Here is a 17,201-nt window from a genome sequence, read left to right as displayed (position 1 = left end):
TTTCACGCGGTGGCGGTCAGCGCCTGCGTGACCTCGTCGTCGGAGACCTCGTGGAAGTCCTCGTAGTACGCGCCGACCGCGGCGAAGTCGTGCGGAAGCTGGCAGCTCACGACCGTGTCGGCGTCGGCGGCGAGCATGTCGTACGCCTGCTCGGAGCCGACCGGGACGGCGACCAGGACGCGGGCGGCGCCGAGGTGACGGGCGACCTGGACGGCGGCGCGTGCGGTGGCGCCGGTGGCGAGTCCGTCGTCGACGATGACGGCGGTGCGGCCGGTGAGGTCCAGCGGTGGCCGGCCACCGCGGTAGCGCTGTTCGCGGCGGTCCAGTTCGGCCTGTTCCCGGCGGCGGACCTGGGCGCGGTCGTTCTCGCTGATCCGGCCGGCGACCATCTCGTTGAGAACCTGGACGCCGCCGGGGCCGAGTGCGCCGTACGCGACCTCGGGTGCCCAGGGCACGCCGAGCTTGCGGACGACGAGGACGTCCAGTGGTGCGCCGAGCCGGTCGGCGACCACCCGGGCGACGGGTACGCCGCCGCGGACCAGGCCGAGCACGATGACGTCGGGACGGCCGGCGAGGTCGGTGAGCCGCTCGGCGAGTTCGCGTCCCGCCTCGGCCCGGTCGCGGTAGGTGGTCATCCCTCAGGTGTACGCCTTCCGCCCGGATCGCGCCGGGTGGTTACCGGGAATGCCGCCGGGTCGCCCGGTCGGGTGAGTGCCAGCGCCGGAGCGAGGACGAGCAGCGCGGCCGGGTAGAGCAGGTACCCGAAGCGGGTGGAGGGCATCAGCAGGATCGCGGCGAGCAGCCCGTACCCGCAGATGAGGGCCGTGGCGGCGGCGGTGCGGGGCGGGCGGCGCAGCAGCCGGACGGCGATGGCTCCTCCGGCGGCGACGAGCAGCGCGGCGGCGACGGCGCGGCCGGCCGGGAGTGTCTCGGCGACGAGGTGCCCGGGGAACGGTGACTGGGCGGGGCTGCTGACGAGGCCGTGGCCGAGCGGGAAGCGCAGCACGTTCTCGACGAGGGCGTCGCGGTCGACGAGGAGCACCGGGACCAGCGCGAGGACGGGGAGGCCGATGGCGCCGAGGGCGGTGCGGGTCGCGGACCGGCGGGTGGCGGCCCAGCAGATCAGCACGATGGCGACCGGCCAGGCGAAGAGTTTCAGGGCGCCGGCGGCGCCGACCGCGAGGCCGGCCCGGCCGGGTCGTCCGGCGGCGGCGAGCGCGAGGGCGAGGAGGCAGAGCGCGAGTACGGGGAGGTCGTCGCCGCCGGTGGCCAGGGTGAGCGCGCAGACGGGCAGGACGGTGGCGGCCTGGACGGCGCGCAGGACGGCGGCGTCTCGGCGGGGTGCGGCCGGGCCGCCGCTTGCGCGCAGCGTGGCGACGAGGGCGACGAGGGTGAGTGCGGTGACCACGGCGAACCAGACGCGGGAGTCGGTCCACCAGGTGTCGACGGCGGCTCGGGGCAGCCCGAACAGTGCCATGCCGGGCTGGTAGGGGGTGTAGCCGAGGAGTTGCTCGCCGGGGGGCAGGGCGGCGATGGCGTCGGGTCCGAGGTAGGGGGTGCCGTGTTCGGCGAGGCGGGCGCCGGCGTGTTCGATCACGAGCACCTCCTCCTGGGCGCGGTCGGTGCGTCCGCCGGCGCGTTCGATGCTCTGCGTGATGATCGGCAGCAGCGCGGTGGCGGCCCAGGTGAGACCGGCGACGGTCCAGCGTGCGGGCAGGCCGGCCAGGGGTGTGCCGGGGTCGCGGCGGCGGGCGAGCAGCTGGGTGGTCGCGGCGAGCGTGGCGAGCGCGTACCCGATGGTGGCGACGGCGCCCCAGGCGCGGTGCGGCGGGAGCGTGGAGGTGGCGGCGGTGATCGCGGCGAAGACGGTGGCGGCGGCGTAGAGGCCCAGGTCGAGGGCGAGTCCGCCGGCGGCGGCGTCGAGTGCCGACCAGCGGCGGGATACGGGGGTTGCCGGGTCGGCGTGGGCGGTCACGCGGGCCAGTGTGGCAGACCGGCGGTGTGCCCCGGCCGGGTCAGGGTTGCCGGGCGTCGGTGGCGGCGGGGGGTGCCGGGCGGGTGCGGCCGGTGCGGCGGCCGGGGAGGCGGATGACGGCGCCGGCGTCGTGCAGCGCGGGTGCGAGCGCGCCGGTCCGGCCGCCGTGGCCGCGCTGGAGGGCGGCGAGGAGCGCGGCGGCGGGCAGTGGCCGGGCGAACAGGTGGCCCTGCCCGGCGGCGCAGCCGAGTTCCCAGAGCGCGCGGCGTTGCGGTTCGCTCTCCACGCCTTCGGCGACCACCGTGAGGTCGAGGCTGCGGCCGAGGTCGAGGGTGGAGCGGATCACGGCGGCGGCTTCGGGCGCGGTCTCCATCGCGCCGACGAAGCTGCGGTCGATCTTCAATTCGTGTACGGGGATGCGGGAGAGCAGGGAGAGCGACGAGTATCCGGTGCCGAAGTCGTCGAGTGCCAGCCGGACGCCGGAGTCCCGCAGGCGGCTGAGGACGCGGTCGACCACGTCGAGCTGGCTGAGGGTGAGTGTCTCGGTCAGTTCCAGCACGAGCCGGTCCGGCGGGAGGTCGTGGGCGCGCAGCCGGGCCAGCACCGCGCCGGGGAAGCGGGCGTCGAGCAGGCTGCGCGGGGACACGTTCACCGAGACGGGCAGGTCGAAGCCGGCGTCGCGCCAGGCGCCGGCGGCGATGAGCGCCTGGTCGAGGATCGCCTCGGCGAACGCGGGGAGCAGCCCGGAGCGTTCCACCGCTTCGAGGAAGCGCAGCGGGTCGATGAGCCCGTGGGTGGGGTGGTGCCAGCGGGCCAGGGCCTCGGCGCCGATCACCTCGCCGCTGCCCAGGTCGACGATGGGCTGGAAGTTGACTGTGAACTCGTGGTCGGCGACGGCGCGGGGCAGTTCGCCGCCGAGGGTGAGCCGGCTCAGGTCGGCGGTGTCGCGGGCCGGCGCGTAGGTGGCGACCCGTTGGCCGGCGCGTTTGGCCTGGTACATGGCCACGTCGGCGCGGCGCAGCAGTTCCGCCATGCCGCCGGTGGCGGGGGCGACGGCGATGCCGCCGCTCGCCTCCACGCTGATCCGCATACCGTCGAGGTCGAGCGGGTCGTGCAGCGCCGCGAGCAGGGCCTCGGCACGGTGGGCGGCGACGGCCGGTGCGGGCAGGCCGCGCAGGAGTACGGCGAACTCGTCGCCGCCGAGCCGGGCGACCAGGTCGTCGGGGCGGGCCGCGCCGCGCAGCCGGTCGGCGACCTGGATCAGCACCCGGTCGCCGGCGCCGTGTCCGAGGGTGTCGTTCACTTCCTTGAAGTGGTTGAGGTCGATCAGCACCAGGGCGGTGACGCCGTCGGCGTGCCGGGTGGTGAGCTGGGCGCTGCCCTCGTCGAGCAGGTGCCGCCGGTTGGACAGGCCGGTGAGGGCGTCGTGGGTGGCGGCGTAGGCGTGGTCCTCGGCGATGCGGGCGAGTTCGGCGTACGCCTGGGCGTTGCGGACCGCGGTGCAGAGAGCCGAGGCGAAGGTACGCAGGGTGTACTGCTCGCGCTCGGAGAGTTCGACCGGGCCGGCGAACCGCAGCCGCAACACGCCCACGTCGTCGGTGCGGTCGTGGCCCTCCAGCGGGACCGGCATGACCTGACCGTCGACGGCGCTGGGCTGGGGGCCTGTTCCGTCGTACGCGATGTCCGTGCCGTTGCCCCGGACGGTGCGTCCGCCGTCGCGCAGCTCGATCTCGACCTCGTCGGCGGAGAAGAGTTCGCTGGCCCCGGTGACCGCGGTGGTGAGCACCTGGTCGAGGTCGACCACGTTGAGGGCGTCGGTGGCGCGGGCCAGGCGCTGCCACGCCTGCTGCTCGGTGCGGGTGCGGATCCGGCTGGAGTAGGCCAGGTGCAGGCTGAGCACCAGCGGTGGCACGGCGAGCAGCAGGCGGGGGTCGACCCGCAGGATGAGTACGGTGCTGGCGGCCACCAGGAAACGCAGGCCGAATCCGGCGATCCGCAGGTCGAGGTCGTCGCGGAACTGCTGGAGGATCGGCGTGCGGGAGGCGAGCGCGATGACCGGGATCGCGAGGACGTCGTCGAGGACGGCGGCCACCAGGTAGACGAACCCCAGCAGCAGGACGATGCCGAGTGGCTCCCGGGGCGGCCAGGCGCTTCCCAGCAACAGGGTCGCGACAGCGGCTCCGCCTGCCACCAGGGTGTGCTTCGCGATGGCGAATGCCACCTTGATGGGGGCCAGGCGGGTGACTGATCCGCCCGCCACGCCGATCCCGGTGGCCAGGACGACCCATGAGGGTGGAGCCACGGCGAGGCCGATGACGATCGCGGTCTCGACCCAGGCGAAGTAGAAGGTGGTGGAGCGGATCCGCAGACGGGTCTTGATGACGGTGGCCAGGGTCACCGTCACGACGAGGGCTGCGACGGTGACGAAGTCACGTACGGAGTCAGGGTGTTGTGTACGGGCGGAGTAGATCGCGGTGAGGGCGACGATCGTCGCCCCCGCGACTAACGTGTAGACGATCCCGCGCAGGTGTGGGTCGACAGCCGTTCGGCTTTCCGTGGTTCGGCTCAACCCGAGTCACCCGCCGCTCACCGTCGGTATGCGATGAGCGGCAGCCTACCGCTCCACCCGGGTCCGGGAAACTCATCCCCATTCGGTGCTGCGCATTGTGCTGCCCTCCTCGAATATCGCTTCGGGGCGGAATGGTTACGGAATGAAGTGGTTACTTCGATCCGCTGCCGCTCATTGCCGCCGGCGCCCTGTGCCTTCTTTGCGCGTATCCGCGCCTTGCTGACTGAGGCAGATTAAGGGATATTCGAGTGGTCTGGAAGAATTAATGTCGGTATGCGCAATATAAGTAACTATTGCGGGCTAAATGACGTTCTGTCCATGGCCTGCTTGCGGAGCGAAGCGAGCCGTCTCCTTTAGGTACCCGCGCCGTCGCTGAGCGCATCGAATAGCGCGATACCAGTCAGTCCGTGTGTAGCGTCGTCGCGGGGGCGAAACATTGAGCCTTTTCCAAGCTGATCTTGCAGCTCAGGGCGGTTGCGGTAGGCCCGGTGATCGATGGGTGCGAGGCTCCAGGTAGGACAGCTGTCGACCAAGACTCGAAGCCCCGACCGGGAGCCTCGCCATGCTGTCCTACCCCGCCACGATTCCGTTGTCCAGCCGCACCCTGAACCACCTCGCCGAACGCATCCGCGGCCACCGTAAGCAGCGCCGATCCCGGTGGCGGCGTCTCGAACCCGGCCGGCAGGCGCTGCTCGCTCTCGCCCATCTGCGCAACGGCGACACCTACACCCGACTCGCGGCCGGATTCGAGATCGGCGTCGCCACTGCTTGGCGCTACGTCCAGGAAGCGATCGCCCTGCTCAGCTCGGCAGCCGATGACCTGGACACCGCGATGCGACGCATCCGGCTGCTGGCGTACGCGATCCTGGACGGCACGCTCATCCCGATCGACCGAGTCGCCGATCAGAGGCTCTACTACAGCGGCAAGCACAAACGCCACGGCGTGAACGTGCAGGTCATCGCGGACGCCGCCGGCCGGCTCGTGTGGGCATCACCGGCACTGCCCGGGTCGGTACACGACCTGACCGCCGCCCGCCATCACGGCATCATCGATGCTCTGACCCGCGCGGATGTGATGACCTTCGCCGATAAGGGCTACCAGGGCGCCCGTGGCAGCGTGCGCACCCCGTTCAAGCGACGCCGCTTCCGCCCGAAGCTGTCACGCCGGCAAAAGGCCGTGAACCGGGCCAACGCCAAGATCCGCGCCCGCGGAGAACGAGCGATCGCCACGCTCAAGACCTGGAAAATTCTGGTCAAGCTGCGCTGCTGCCCACGCCGAGCCACCGCGATCGTCCAGGCCATCCTCGCCCTGCACCACGTCGAAGCGAACCGCTACGCAGGATGAAAATGGCTCATTACAACCGTGCTTCGGGTGGCTTCGGCAGCCGTGTCGGACGAGGGCGGCGGCCAGCGTCTGGGCCCAGGGCAACACCTCTGTGACGAATCGATTACGCTGTCGCTTCGTGGTGGGCGGGTGCCCGCTGAGGCTGGAATAGCAGCATGGAAATCCGGGTTCTCGGGGGCTTGACGGCGCGACTCGGCGCCGTGGACCTTCCGCTTGGAACGCCCAAGCAGCAGTTGGTGTTCGCGCTACTCGTCACGCGGGCCAACCGGCTGGTTACGGTGCACGAACTGGTGGACGAGCTGTGGCCGGAAGCTCCGCCACGGTCGGCGATCGCAAACGTCCGGACCTACGCCGCCAATCTGCGGCGGAGTCTCGGCTCGGGTGTAGACGACGAACCGAGGATCGTCCGTGATCCGGGCGGCTACCGGCTTCTCATCGACGAGAATCTGATCGATCTGCACCGACTGGGCGTTCGCTCGCGCCGTGCCCGGGAGCTGATGCGGGAGGGGCGGTCGGCGCAGGCCGCCCCGGTGCTCGTCGAGGTGGTCGACGCGGCGGCCCCGCTACTGGCAGGGCTGGCACTGGGACCGGCGCTCACCGTTGAGCGCGAGGCCGTGAGTCAGGAACGCCAGGCGGCGCTAGAACTGTTGACAGAGGCATATCTCAACCTCGGGCGCCCCGAATCAGCGGTCTCGTTACTGCGTGACCACGTCTCGCATCAGCCGCTGCGCGAGCGGGCGCAGTGTCTCCTGATGCGCGCGCTCATCCAGGGCGGCGACGCAGGGGGCGCGCTGGCCGTCTACCGCGCCACTCGCGAGGCGTTGTCCGATCAGCTCGGGGTGCCACCCAGCGCGGAGATGGAACGACTTCGTGTGGCGGCGACCCGGGCGCGACGCCGGATTCCGGAATCGGTGCGCGAGGTCGAGACGATGCGGAGTGGTGCTCATAAGCGCAATTGGTTGCCGCGAACGGTGATGGATTTCGTCGGCCGGAAGGAAATGGTCGATCGATTGTTGTACGAAGTGCGCGAGGCATCCGGGCAGGGTCCGACGATCCGGGTGGTCGACGGCATGGCGGGCTGCGGCAAGACGACTCTCGCCCTGCACGTGGCCTCCCGGTCGGCCGAGCGCTTCCCCGACGGGCAACTCTTCGTCGACCTGCGGGGACACAGCGCGCGAACACGGATGCGTCCGGCGATGGCACTGGAAACGTTGCTTCGCCAACTGGGTGTGCCGGCCGGCCGGATACCGATGGAACTGCCCGACCGGCAGGAGATGTGGCGGCGCGAGCTGGCCACACGTTCCGTGCTTGTGGTGCTCGACAACGCCGCCGACAGCCGGCAGGTCGAGCCGCTGCTGCCCGTCTCCGGATCGGCCGCGGTGCTCGTCACCAGCCGGCGGCGTCTGCTGGCGCTCACCGAACGACCGCCGGTGTCTCTCACCGTCCTCTCCGAGGCCGAGGCGCTCGAGCTGCTCGCCACCCTCATCGGGGGCGGGCGGGTGGAGGCCGAACCGGAGGCCGCGCGCCAACTGGTCGGCATCTGCGGCTGCCTGCCTCTCGCTGTCGGATTGGCCGGCACCCGGCTCGCGCACCGCCCCGACTGGCGGATCTCCGACCTCGTCGACAGATTGAGCCACAGGTCGATGTTCCTTCCCGGTCTACGTGCCGAGGCGCGCAGCCTGATGGAGGCGTTCGCCGAGTCGTACGAGCCGCTCGACGAGGCGTGCAGGAAAGGTTTCCGATCATTCGGCCTGGTGGCCGGAAACCACCTCGACACCGCGATGGTGGCAGCCCTCATCGATCTCCCTCTGCGGGACACGGCCGACGTTCTCGACGAACTGGTGGACCGTCACCTCGTGCAGGAGACCTCGGCCGGCCGCTATCGTCTGCACGACCTGATGCGGCGTTACGCCGCCGAGCTGGCCCGTCAGGAGGGCGAGTCGACGGCCAGGCGATCGGCCGTCCAGAACCTGCTGGATCATGTGCTGCACTCGGTGGTGCGGGCGTCGGCGTCGATCGAGGACGGCCGCGTACTCTCGCAGCACTTACGGCTCGCGGAACCGCGTCGACCGGATCTGCTCGCGGGACGCGTCGACCGCGACCTGGATTGGCTGGAGGAGCAGCGGCCGAACCTGGACGCGTTCATCCGTCAGGCGGCCGACGAGGGTCATGAATCGATGGCGTGGCGGCTGGCTCGCGCCAGTTGGCGGTTCTTCTACATCCGCGGCTACTTCGACGACATATCGGCCACGAACGGAGTGGGCCTCGTCGCGGCGCAGCGGTGCGGGGACCGGCACGCCGTGGCCCTCATGCACAACTACCTCGCCTCGGCGTGCGTACGCACCGGCGCCTTCCAGGAAGCCTCCGCGCACCTGCACGAAGTCGTGTCGATCCTCACCGGGCTCGGCGACGAACCGGGCACGCAGCGGGCACGGTTCAATCTCGGTGCCGTGCACTGGGTGACGGGGCGACTCCACCAGTCGCTCGAAGCCAGCCGCGAGACGCTGCGCAGTCATGTGCTGGACATCCTTCCGGTTCTGCCGAACCTCGGCCTCACACTTCGCCATCTCGGTCGTTACGACGAGTCGATGGCGGTACATCGGCTTCATCTCTTCGCCGCCCGGATCAAGCAGGATCCGTTTCACATGTCGAACGCACTGGGGCACCTCGGCGGCGTCAGATACCGCCTGGGGCAGAACGTTGCAGCGGAGCGCCTGCTCCGAGCCTCGCTCGCGCTCCGGGATCGCACCGGCAACGGCTTCGCCCGCGCCGAGACGCTCAGCGACCTCGCCGGCACCTACCGGCAACTCGGCCGCCCCGAGGATGCGCTGCGGCACCATGAGGCGGCTATCGAGGCCGCCGCCGCTTCCGGGGAGCGGCATGTCCAGGCGCAGGCACGTAATGAGCTGGCCATCACCCTGGGTGCCATGGGGAGGGCCGATGAGGCCGTGGTCGTCTTCGAGGAAGCGCTCGCCATCGCCACCCGGATCGGCCACCCGTACGAGCAGGCCCGCGCCCTCGACGGCCTGGCCGGACATCTGGCGGAGAAGCAGCCGACCGAAGCGCGACGCTATCGGCAGCGCGCGTTGGCGATCTTCGAGCGGATGGGTGCGCCCGAGCGCCACGACCTGCGCCGACAGCTCGCCGAGACGCCGGCCTGAACCGGCTTATCGATTTCTTATCGCGGCGTTCGTTAGCGTCCCCGGCATCGGCCACGGGGAGGGTTCACCGCCAGAGCGGACCCGGCCGAACGAGCCCCCACCGTCAGTTCCCCCCAGCGAATCGACGGTGGGTAGGTGAGGGAGGGGCGTCGATGGTGCATCGGCACCCGCCACGGCGCTCCTCCCCGCCGCCGGCCGGGGCACCCGTGGCGTCGTACCCGGCGGATAGGGTCGGTCCGTGACCGAACCCGCGCAGCTCACCCACGTCGACCCGGCCGGTGCGGCCCGGATGGTCGACGTCTCCGCCAAGCCGGTCTCGGGCCGGCTCGCGGTCGCCGCCGGCCGCCTCCGCACCACCGCCGAGGTGGTGGAGTTGCTACGCCGCGACGGCCTGCCCAAGGGCGACGCGCTCGCCGTCGGCCGGCTCGCCGGCATCATGGGGGCGAAGCGCACGCCCGACCTGATCCCGCTCTGCCACCCGATCGCACTGCACGGCGTCACCGTCGACCTCGACCTCACCGCCGACACGGTGGAGATCACCGCCACCGCGAAGACCGCCGACCGCACGGGCGTGGAGATGGAGGCGCTGACCGCGGTGGCGGTCGCCGGCCTCGCCCTGGTCGACATGGTGAAGGCGGTCGACCCGGCCGCGTCGGTGGACGCCGTCCGGGTGCTCCGCAAGGAGGGCGGCAAGACCGGCGAGTGGGTCCGGCCGGAGGACCGGCCGTGATCCGGGCCCGGGTGATCGTGGCGTCCAACCGGGCCGCCGCCGGGGTGTACGAGGACACCAGCGGCCCGCTGCTCGTGGCCGGGCTGCGCGAGCTGGGGTGTGAGGTCGACGCTCCGGTGGTGGTGCCCGACGGCGAGCCGGTCGGTGACGCCCTGCGTGCGGCCCGTGCCGACGACGTCGACGTGGTGCTGACCAGCGGTGGCACCGGCATCACACCGACCGATCGCACGCCCGACGTGACGCGCGCGCTGCTCGACTACGAGATCCCCGGCATCGCCGAGGCGATCCGCGCGCACAGCCGCGACACCGTGCCGACGGCGGCGTTGTCCCGTGGTCTGGCCGGGGTGACCGGCCGGACGCTCGTGGTCAACCTGCCCGGCTCGCGCGGCGGTGCCCGGGACGGTCTGGCGGTGCTCGGGCCGATCCTGCGGCACGCCGTCGACCAGCTTCGCGGCGGCGACCACTGAACCCGCGAGGCACGCGCCCCGGCGTTAGGCTCGCCGGATGAGCACGGAAACCGGAGCCGCCGCGGCCGAGGCGGCCACGCCACCCCCGGCCGGGTGGGAGGAGGCCCGCTCCCGGGTGTACGCGGTGGGCCTGTCCGCCGCGCTCCCCGCGGTCGCCCGTCCGCTGGCCGAGGCCGACGGGCACACCCTCGCCGAGCCGCTGACCACGCGTACCGACCTGCCGGCGTTCCCCACGTCCAGCGTGGACGGCTGGGCGGTGCGCGGCGCGGGGCCGTGGCGGGTGGTCGGGCGGGTGCTCGCCGGGCAGACCGCGCCTCCGCTGGAGGCTGACGGCAGCACCGTGGAGATCGCCACCGGCGCGATGGTTCCCGAGGGCACGACGGCGATCCTGCGGATCGAGGAGTCGGCGCGTACGGCGGACGGCCTGGTGTCCGGCTCGCCCCGCCCGGCGCCGGAGTGGCGGGAGCCGGGCGAGGAGGCGTCCCTCGGGGAGGAGTTGCTGCCCGCGGGCACGCCGGTGGACCCGGCGGTGATCGGCCTGGCGGCCTCCTGCGGGCACGACACGCTGCGGGTCCGCCGCCCACCCCGGGCCGCGCTGCTGGTCTTCGGCGACGAACTGCTCACCTCCGGTCCGCCCGGCGCCGGGCGGGTCCGTGACGCGCTCGGTCCGTCGGTGCCGGCCTGGCTGCGCCGCTACGGCTGCCAGGTGCGTGCCGCCGACGTGGTCGGCCCGGTCGCCGACACGCTGCCCGCGCACGTGGCGGCGCTGCGGGGCGCGCTCGCCAACGCGGATCTGGTCTGCACGACCGGCGGCACCATGCACGGCCCGGTCGACCACCTGCACCCGACGCTGGAGGCGCTCGGCGCCGACTACGTGGTGAACACCGTGGCGGTGCGCCCGGGTTTCCCGATGCTGCTCGCCCGGCTGGTGGACGGCGACGGGCGGGTGCGGTTCGTGGCCGGTCTGCCCGGCAACCCGCAGTCAGCGGTGGTGGCGCTCGTGTCGCTCGTCGCGCCCCTGCTCGCCGGTCTCACCGGCCGGCAGATGCCGGTGCTGCCGCACGTGACACTGGCCGAGCCGATTCCCGGCCGCGGCGACTACACCCATCTGGCGCTGGCCCGGTGGGACCGGGTCGCCGGCACCGCGTACCCGGTGCGGCACGTCGGCTCGGCGATGCTGCGCGGGCTGGCCGGCGCGGACGGGTTCGCGGTGATCCGGCCCGGCACCAGCGGCGCGGCCGGTGACCGGGTGCCGCTCGTACCGCTGCCACTGACCTCCGGGGAGCGCTCGGGGTGAGCGCGACGAACGAGCCGACGGGAGACGTCGTGACAGTGGAATCAGGTGTGATGCTCGGCGCGGTGTCCGACCGGCCGCTCGACCTGGCCGCGCACGAGGCGGCGGTCGCCGACCGCCGGGCCGGCGCGGTGGTGTCCTTCCAGGGCGTGGTCCGCGACCACGACCACGGGCGGGGGGTCACCCGGTTGGAGTACGAGGGCCACCCCACCGCCGAGGCGGTGCTGCGCGAGGTGGCGGCCGAGGTGGCGGCCGACCCGCAGGTGTACGCGGTGGCGGTGTCGCACCGGATCGGCCCGCTGGAGATCGGGGACGTCGCCCTGGTGGCGGCCGTCAGCACGGCGCACCGGGCGGCCGCGTTCGCCGCCTGCGCACGGCTGGTCGACGAGGTGAAGGCGCGGCTGCCGATCTGGAAGCGCCAGGTCTTCGACGACGGCACCGAGGAGTGGGTGAACTGCCCCTAGAGTTCTCAGCGCCGGGCGGCGGGCGCGGCGGTGCGGCTCAGCCGGTCGTGGTAGAACGCCGGCTCGGCACCGGGACGCCACGGAAGCGCCGCGACGAGCACGATCAGCGCGATGGCCAGGGAGTTCTCCATCAGGGCGCCGAACAGGCCGTCCTGGTAGTGGGACACCTCGGGGAGCTGGTGCTCGTACGGCCAGATCGGTGAGATCACGAACAGCAGGTAGAGCCCGAGCGCACCGACGCCGTGGCGGAGCCCGGTCAGCGTCGGGTACCAGATCGGCGGGCGCAGTGCCGGCACCCCGTTGGCCGAGGGACCGCCGGTGGCGCGCGGCGGCAGGCCGCGGCTGGCTTCGCGTCGGCGTACCGCGGCGTCGGCCAGCACGATGATCGCCGGGATGACCCAGATCAGGTGGTGCGACCAGGAGATCGGGCTGATTACGTTGGCGGTGAGCCCGACCAGCGTGAACGCGGTCAGCTCGTCGCCGTCGGCGCGGGCGCTCATCGCCCGGGACAGGCCCAGCGCCAGGATCAGCACCGAGAACGCCAGCCAGAGCAGGCCGGGCGTCTCGATCGAGTCGTACAGCCGCGCCAGCAGACCGGCGAGGGACTGGTTGGCGGTCATGTCCGCCGCGCCGACCCGCTCGGTCTGCCAGAGCACGCCGGCGAAGTACGCGCGGGACTCCTCACCGAGCACGCCGAACGTCGCGATGGTCACGCCGATCGTGGTGCCCACAGCGGTGAGCGCGGCCCGCCACTGCCGGGTGAGCATCAGGTAGGCGACGAACAGCGCGGGGGTGAGCTTGACCGCTGTGGCGAGCCCGATGCCCACGCCGGCCCAGGCGCCGCTGTAGACGAACCGGGCCAGCGGCGAATCCGCCGTCTCGTAGTGGGTGCCCCGCCTGGCCCGCCAGCGCAGCCCCACCATGTCCGCCATGACCAGCGCGAAGAGCAGCAGGTTGACCTGCCCGTAGCCGAGCGTCTCCCGGGAGGGCTCGACTGCCGCGGCGAGCGGGGTGGCGATGCCGACGGTGAACCAGAGCGGCCAGCCGAGCCGGTCCACGATGGGGCGTAGCAGCGCGGCGAGGACGACAGCGAGCGCGCCGATGCTGGCGAGCGCGTTGACGAAACCGGCGCCGCCCACCGGCAGCCAGGACATCGGCAGCATGACCAGGGCGGCGAACGGTGGGTAGGTGAAGCCCAGCGTGGTCGACGGCGCGACGAAGTCGTACAGCTCGTTGCCGCCGGCCCACCACAGCACCGCGCCGTGGTAGATCTTCATGTCGAAGAAGTTGTACGGCCGCCCGAAGGCGCTGATGGCGAGCCACGCGGCGTACGACACGGCGGCGACGACGCCGAGACGTACCACGATCCGGCGGTCGACGCGGGAGGTCGGGGCGAGGCGGTTGGTCCGTCTACCGACTGTCGTCGGCATGGCGTGGCCACCCCCGTACCAAGATCGTCGTACCCGTCCAGGTCCAGAACGGAGCCTAGAACGGCGCCTCACGTTGCTGCCTCCCGCGTTACGCGACCGTGTCCGATCCCACACGTGTTTGCGACATTTCCGCCGCGTTAACGGGTCTCGGGCGGTTCAGGTGATTGGTGGCCTTGCGGGGGGTGGTAGGCCGTACGAAATGCCTGGTCAGCCGGGCATGCGTCGGGCGGTCGCCGCCGAGCGTACGGCGATCTTCGCCTCGCGGCGCGCGGTGCGGACCGCGCGCTTGACCGACCGGCGCGAGTGGTCGATCCGGTGGCCGGCGCGCCAGCGCAGGCCCGGCTTGCCCTCGGTGTCGGCGGCGGCGAGGAGGAGGCCACCGAGCAGGCCGAGGTTCTTCAGGAAGTGGATCTGGTTGTTGTTGCGGGCGGCCGGGTCGTCGTTCGTCCAGAAGGCGTGGCCGGCGGCGGTGGTCGGGACCAGCGTGCCCGCGAGCACCAGCGCGGCCGGACGGGTGAACCGGCCGGTGGCGAGCATCAGGCCGCCGACCAGCTGGGTGGCGGCATTGGCCCGGATGAGCGAGACCGTGTCGGTGGGGATGCGGGGGTGCACGTTCCGGATAAGCGGGGCGACCTTCCCGGTGACCGGTTCCGCGGCCTGCACCAGGCGTTCCGGGTTGCGCAGGTTACGGGCGCCGCTGACCACGAAGATGCCGCTCAACATGACTCGGGCGAGGGAGCGCACGGGCTTCATGCCTCAGTCTTACCCCGTCGGGGGCGTCGTCATCCCCGCAACACACGAAAGGTATCGGCCGACGTGGACGTCCGATCGGTATCGATTTCAGCGACCGTCGCGGATGGACCGGTCGCGTTCGGTAAGGTCGCGCGGGTGACGACGCTGCGACTACGCCCGGAGGGCCCGGCCGACGAGGCGCCGGTGGCCCGGGTGCTGGCCGCCGCCTTCGCCCGGCCCGACGTGGCGACCCCGCCCGAGGTCGGCCTGGTGGAGGAGCTGCGGCACAGCCCGGCGTGGATCCCGGAACTGGCCATGGTCGCCGAGTACGGCGGCGAGGTGGTGGCGTACGCGCTGCTCACCCGCGTCGGCGTCCGCACCGAACGCGGCACCTGGCCTGCGTTGGCGCTGGGTCCGGTGGCGGTGGCACGGCACCGGCAGCGGCTGGGGCACGGTACGGCGGCGGTGCAGGCGGCGCTGGAAGCCGCGACCGAGCTGGGCGAACGCCTGGTGGTGGTGCTGGGCGATCCGGCCTACTACCGCCGGTTCGGGTTCGGCCCGGCGGACCGGCTGGGCCTGACCAGTCCCTGGTCCGGGCTGGGGGAGCCGTGGCAGGCGCTGGTGCTGCCGCCGTCGACGAGCGAGGAGCCGCCGCCGGCCGGCGAGGTGGTCTTCCCGCCGCCGTGGTCACGCGTCTGAGCCTGCGACCAGGGCTGGCGCTGCCGGAGCCGTCAGGCGGGCTGGGTGCGCAGGTAGCGGCCGAAGTGCGGCACTGTGAACGCCACAGTTCCCCGTTCCCCGGAGTAGATCAGCCCTTTCTTGATCAGCGCGTCACGGGCCGGGGAGAGGCTGGCCGGCTTGCGGCCGAGCGCGCGGGCGATGTCGGCGGTCGGCACCGCCGCGTCCATGTCGTCCCGGCCGCCCTCCTCGCCGTCCACCAGCGCCAGCGTGGCCATCGCGCGCATGTACTCGCGTTCGGCGGGCGTGGCCCGCTCGAACCGGGAGCCGAAGAACCCCACCGCCAGTTCGGCCTCCGCCTCGGGCGCGGCGACCCGGACGTCCGCCGCGGTGATCGGCGAGCGGGGCGCGTGGTCCCAGGTGGCCTTCCCGTACGCCTGGACGAAGTAGGGATAGCCACCGGAGGACTCGTAGAGCAGGTCGAGGGCCTTCTGCTCGTACTCGACCTCCTCCCGCTCGGCCGGCGCGCAGAGCGCCTGGTCGGCGGCGATCCGGTCGAGCCGGTCGATGCGCTGGTAGCGGTAGAGCCGTTCGGAGTACGACTTGGCGGCGCTGAGCACGGCCGGCAGGTGCGGCAGTCCCGCGCCCACGACGATGAGCGGCGCGCCGAGCTGGGAGAGCTCGTGGCAGGCGGCGCAGAGCGCGGAGACGTCCTCGGCCCCGACGTCCTGCATCTCGTCGATGAAGACGGCGATGCCGGTGCCGACGTCGGTGGCGACCGCCGCCGCGTCGCTCAGCAGCTCGACCAGGTCGATCTCGATGTCGCCGGAGTCGGCACGGCCGCTGCTCGCCGGTACGTCGATGCCGGGCTGCCAGCGGTCGCGCAGCTTGGGCGCCGCGCCGCCCCGCCCGGTCGGTGCGGACCGTTGCGCGAACGCCTTGAGGACGCCGAGGAACGCGTCGATCCGGTCCGGGGCGCGGTGCCGGGGCGCCAGTTCGCGGACCGCCATGTGCAGCGCGGCGGCGATCGGCCGGCGCAGCGACTGGTCCGGCCGGGCCTCGATCTTGCCGGTGCCCCAGAGGTGGTTGATCGCCTCGGAGCGCAGCGTGTTGAGCAGGACCGTCTTGCCGACTCCACGCAGACCGGTGAGCATCAGGCTGCGTTCGGGTCGGCCGCGGGCGATCCGTTCCAGCACCACGTCGAAGACGTCCAGTTCCCGCCCCCGCCCGGCGAGTTCGGGCGGGCGCTGGCCGGCGCCCGGTGCGTACGGGTTGCGGACCGGATCCACGAATCGCACAGTATCGGGTTCTCTAGCGGCCAGGCTAGATGCGCGTAGAGGCGGCTACCGCGTGTCGGTCTCGATCAAAAACTAGGGCTGTCTAGCATCCACGCTAGACAGCCCTAGTTTTGGTTACCGGCGTCTCCGGAGTGTCAGCGGCGCTTCAGGCACAGCACGAAGTCGAGCGTGTCCAGCTCGCTGTCGAAGAAGTACCAGTCGGTGTAACCGGCCACCTTCCCGCACTTCGCCTCCGCGTCCTTCTTGCCGCTCGTCGCGCCGTCGATGCGGCGCAGCACCTCGTACGTCTTCGGGGCGCAGTCGGCGATCACCAGCTTCGGCTGGCCGCCGCCACCCTCGTTGGCGACGCACTGACCCGCCTTGACGAAGCGCGGATCGGTGGAGGACGCCGGGGCCGCCGTCGTGGGCGTCGTGTCGGCCGGCTCGCTCGGCAGCGCCTCGCTCGGATCCGCGGCCGGCGGGGTGGCAGCGGTGGTGCCGCCGGCCGGCGTCTGCTCGTCCCGGCCCAGCATCCAGTACGCCCCGGCGCCGCCCAGCAGCAGCACGGCCAGCACGATCACGACCACCAGCAGCGGACCCTTCCCGCGCTTCGGCGGCGCCGGCTCGGCGTACGGCGGCTGACCAGGGCCGTACGGCGACCCGGCGTAGGGGCCGTCGAAGTGGCCCTGCTGCGGCGGCCCGGCGTAGGGATCGCCCGGGTGGCCCTGCTGCGGCGGCCCGGGGAACCAGGCCGGTCCCGGCTCGTAGCGCTGCGTCGGCGGCCCGTACTGATCGGCCGGCGGGCCGTACCGGTCGTCGGGCCCGTACTGCTGGGTCGGCGGGCCGTACTGCGGGTCGGGCTGCGGGGCGTAACGCGGGTCGGGCTGCGGGGCGTAACGCGGGTCGCCCTGCGGGGTGTAGCGAGGATCGGGCTGCGGGGCGTAGCCGTCGTCGGGCCGTCCCCAGGGCTCGGGAGAGCCGCCGCCCGGTGAACCGAAGTTCGACATGAACGCCTCCTGCGTACGCCAGTGCTGAGAGGCCGGCCACCACCTGGGGACGCCGACGCCGTGGTCACCGTA

General features: G+C 72.4%; 14 protein-coding genes. 7 read left to right on the top strand and 7 right to left on the bottom strand.

The features are described 5' to 3' along the window. Nucleotides 1-2: 2 nt before the first annotated feature. Genes KSK32_RS11845 through KSK32_RS11835 form a run of 3 tightly spaced genes read right to left on the bottom strand, consistent with a single transcriptional unit; the run spans nt 3 to nt 4,544 of the window. Entirely contained in the window at nt 3-635 is a 633-nt protein-coding gene (locus tag KSK32_RS11845) for a phosphoribosyltransferase (RefSeq protein WP_216931255.1), read from the bottom strand. Next, the gene (locus KSK32_RS11840; protein ID WP_216931253.1) at nt 632-1,975 is read right to left on the bottom strand and encodes a glycosyltransferase 87 family protein; all 1,344 of its coding nucleotides are present in this window, start codon (nt 1,973-1,975) and stop codon (nt 632-634) included. Before KSK32_RS11840 ends, KSK32_RS11845 begins: the two co-directional genes overlap by 4 nt. Before the next feature lie 40 nt (nt 1,976-2,015). Then, nucleotides 2,016-4,544, bottom strand: a complete 2,529-nt coding sequence (locus tag KSK32_RS11835) for a putative bifunctional diguanylate cyclase/phosphodiesterase (protein ID WP_374226706.1) — start codon at nt 4,542-4,544, stop codon at nt 2,016-2,018. A gap of 562 nt (nt 4,545-5,106) precedes the next feature. On the opposite strand from KSK32_RS11835, the gene KSK32_RS11830 reads away from it, so the two are divergent. The 6 genes from KSK32_RS11830 (at nt 5,107) to KSK32_RS11805 (ending at nt 12,005) form a co-directional block, all read left to right on the top strand. After that, nucleotides 5,107-5,889 carry a transposase family protein gene (locus KSK32_RS11830; RefSeq protein WP_216930649.1) on the top strand — a complete coding sequence of 261 codons (783 nt, stop codon included), beginning with the start codon at nt 5,107-5,109 and terminating at the stop codon, nt 5,887-5,889. Nucleotides 5,890-6,044: 155 nt separating this feature from the next. Next, nucleotides 6,045-9,050 carry a tetratricopeptide repeat protein gene (locus KSK32_RS11825; protein ID WP_216931251.1) on the top strand — a complete coding sequence of 1,002 codons (3,006 nt, stop codon included), beginning with the start codon at nt 6,045-6,047 and terminating at the stop codon, nt 9,048-9,050. Nucleotides 9,051-9,288: 238 nt separating this feature from the next. Continuing rightward, nucleotides 9,289-9,780 (top strand): cyclic pyranopterin monophosphate synthase MoaC, encoded by a 492-nt coding sequence (moaC, locus tag KSK32_RS11820; RefSeq protein WP_013289345.1) that lies wholly within the window; start codon nt 9,289-9,291, stop codon nt 9,778-9,780. Next, nucleotides 9,777-10,247, top strand: a complete 471-nt coding sequence (locus KSK32_RS11815) for a molybdenum cofactor biosynthesis protein B (protein WP_216931250.1) — start codon at nt 9,777-9,779, stop codon at nt 10,245-10,247. The genes moaC and KSK32_RS11815 overlap by 4 nt, the downstream gene beginning before the upstream one ends. Nucleotides 10,248-10,284: 37 nt before the next feature. Next, nucleotides 10,285-11,544 (top strand): molybdopterin molybdotransferase MoeA, encoded by a 1,260-nt coding sequence (locus KSK32_RS11810; protein WP_216931248.1) that lies wholly within the window; start codon nt 10,285-10,287, stop codon nt 11,542-11,544. 50 nt (nt 11,545-11,594) lie between these two features. Further along, nucleotides 11,595-12,005 (top strand): molybdenum cofactor biosynthesis protein MoaE, encoded by a 411-nt coding sequence (locus KSK32_RS11805; RefSeq protein WP_216936023.1) that lies wholly within the window; start codon nt 11,595-11,597, stop codon nt 12,003-12,005. A gap of 5 nt (nt 12,006-12,010) precedes the next feature. Here KSK32_RS11805 and KSK32_RS11800 read toward each other — a convergent pair whose 3' ends face one another. Together KSK32_RS11800 and KSK32_RS11795 are read right to left on the bottom strand one after the other, a co-directional pair. Beyond that, complete coding sequence (locus KSK32_RS11800; protein ID WP_216931247.1) at nt 12,011-13,435, bottom strand: glycosyltransferase 87 family protein; 1,425 nt, start codon at nt 13,433-13,435, stop codon at nt 12,011-12,013. A gap of 207 nt (nt 13,436-13,642) precedes the next feature. Then, nucleotides 13,643-14,188, bottom strand: coding sequence for a DoxX family protein (locus KSK32_RS11795; RefSeq protein ID WP_216931245.1), 546 nt, complete (start codon nt 14,186-14,188; stop codon nt 13,643-13,645). Nucleotides 14,189-14,323: 135 nt separating this feature from the next. Between KSK32_RS11795 and KSK32_RS11790 the strand changes: the two genes are divergently transcribed. Further along, nucleotides 14,324-14,866: a GNAT family N-acetyltransferase gene (locus KSK32_RS11790; protein ID WP_216931242.1), complete on the top strand. Its 543-nt coding sequence runs from the start codon at nt 14,324-14,326 to the stop codon at nt 14,864-14,866. 32 nt (nt 14,867-14,898) lie between these two features. Here KSK32_RS11790 and KSK32_RS11785 read toward each other — a convergent pair whose 3' ends face one another. Together KSK32_RS11785 and KSK32_RS11780 are read right to left on the bottom strand one after the other, a co-directional pair. Then, entirely contained in the window at nt 14,899-16,134 is a 1,236-nt protein-coding gene (locus tag KSK32_RS11785; protein ID WP_216931240.1) for an ATP-binding protein, read from the bottom strand. Nucleotides 16,135-16,277: 143 nt separating this feature from the next. Continuing rightward, nucleotides 16,278-17,129: a flagellar basal body protein FliL gene (locus KSK32_RS11780; protein WP_216931238.1), complete on the bottom strand. Its 852-nt coding sequence runs from the start codon at nt 17,127-17,129 to the stop codon at nt 16,278-16,280. Between the last annotated feature and the right edge of the window lie 72 nt (nt 17,130-17,201).

Source organism: Micromonospora sp. WMMB482, assembly GCF_019038635.1.
GTDB classification, from domain to species: Bacteria; Actinomycetota; Actinomycetes; order Mycobacteriales; family Micromonosporaceae; genus Micromonospora; species Micromonospora marina.
This window is presented reverse-complemented; position numbering and strand designations above follow the sequence as displayed.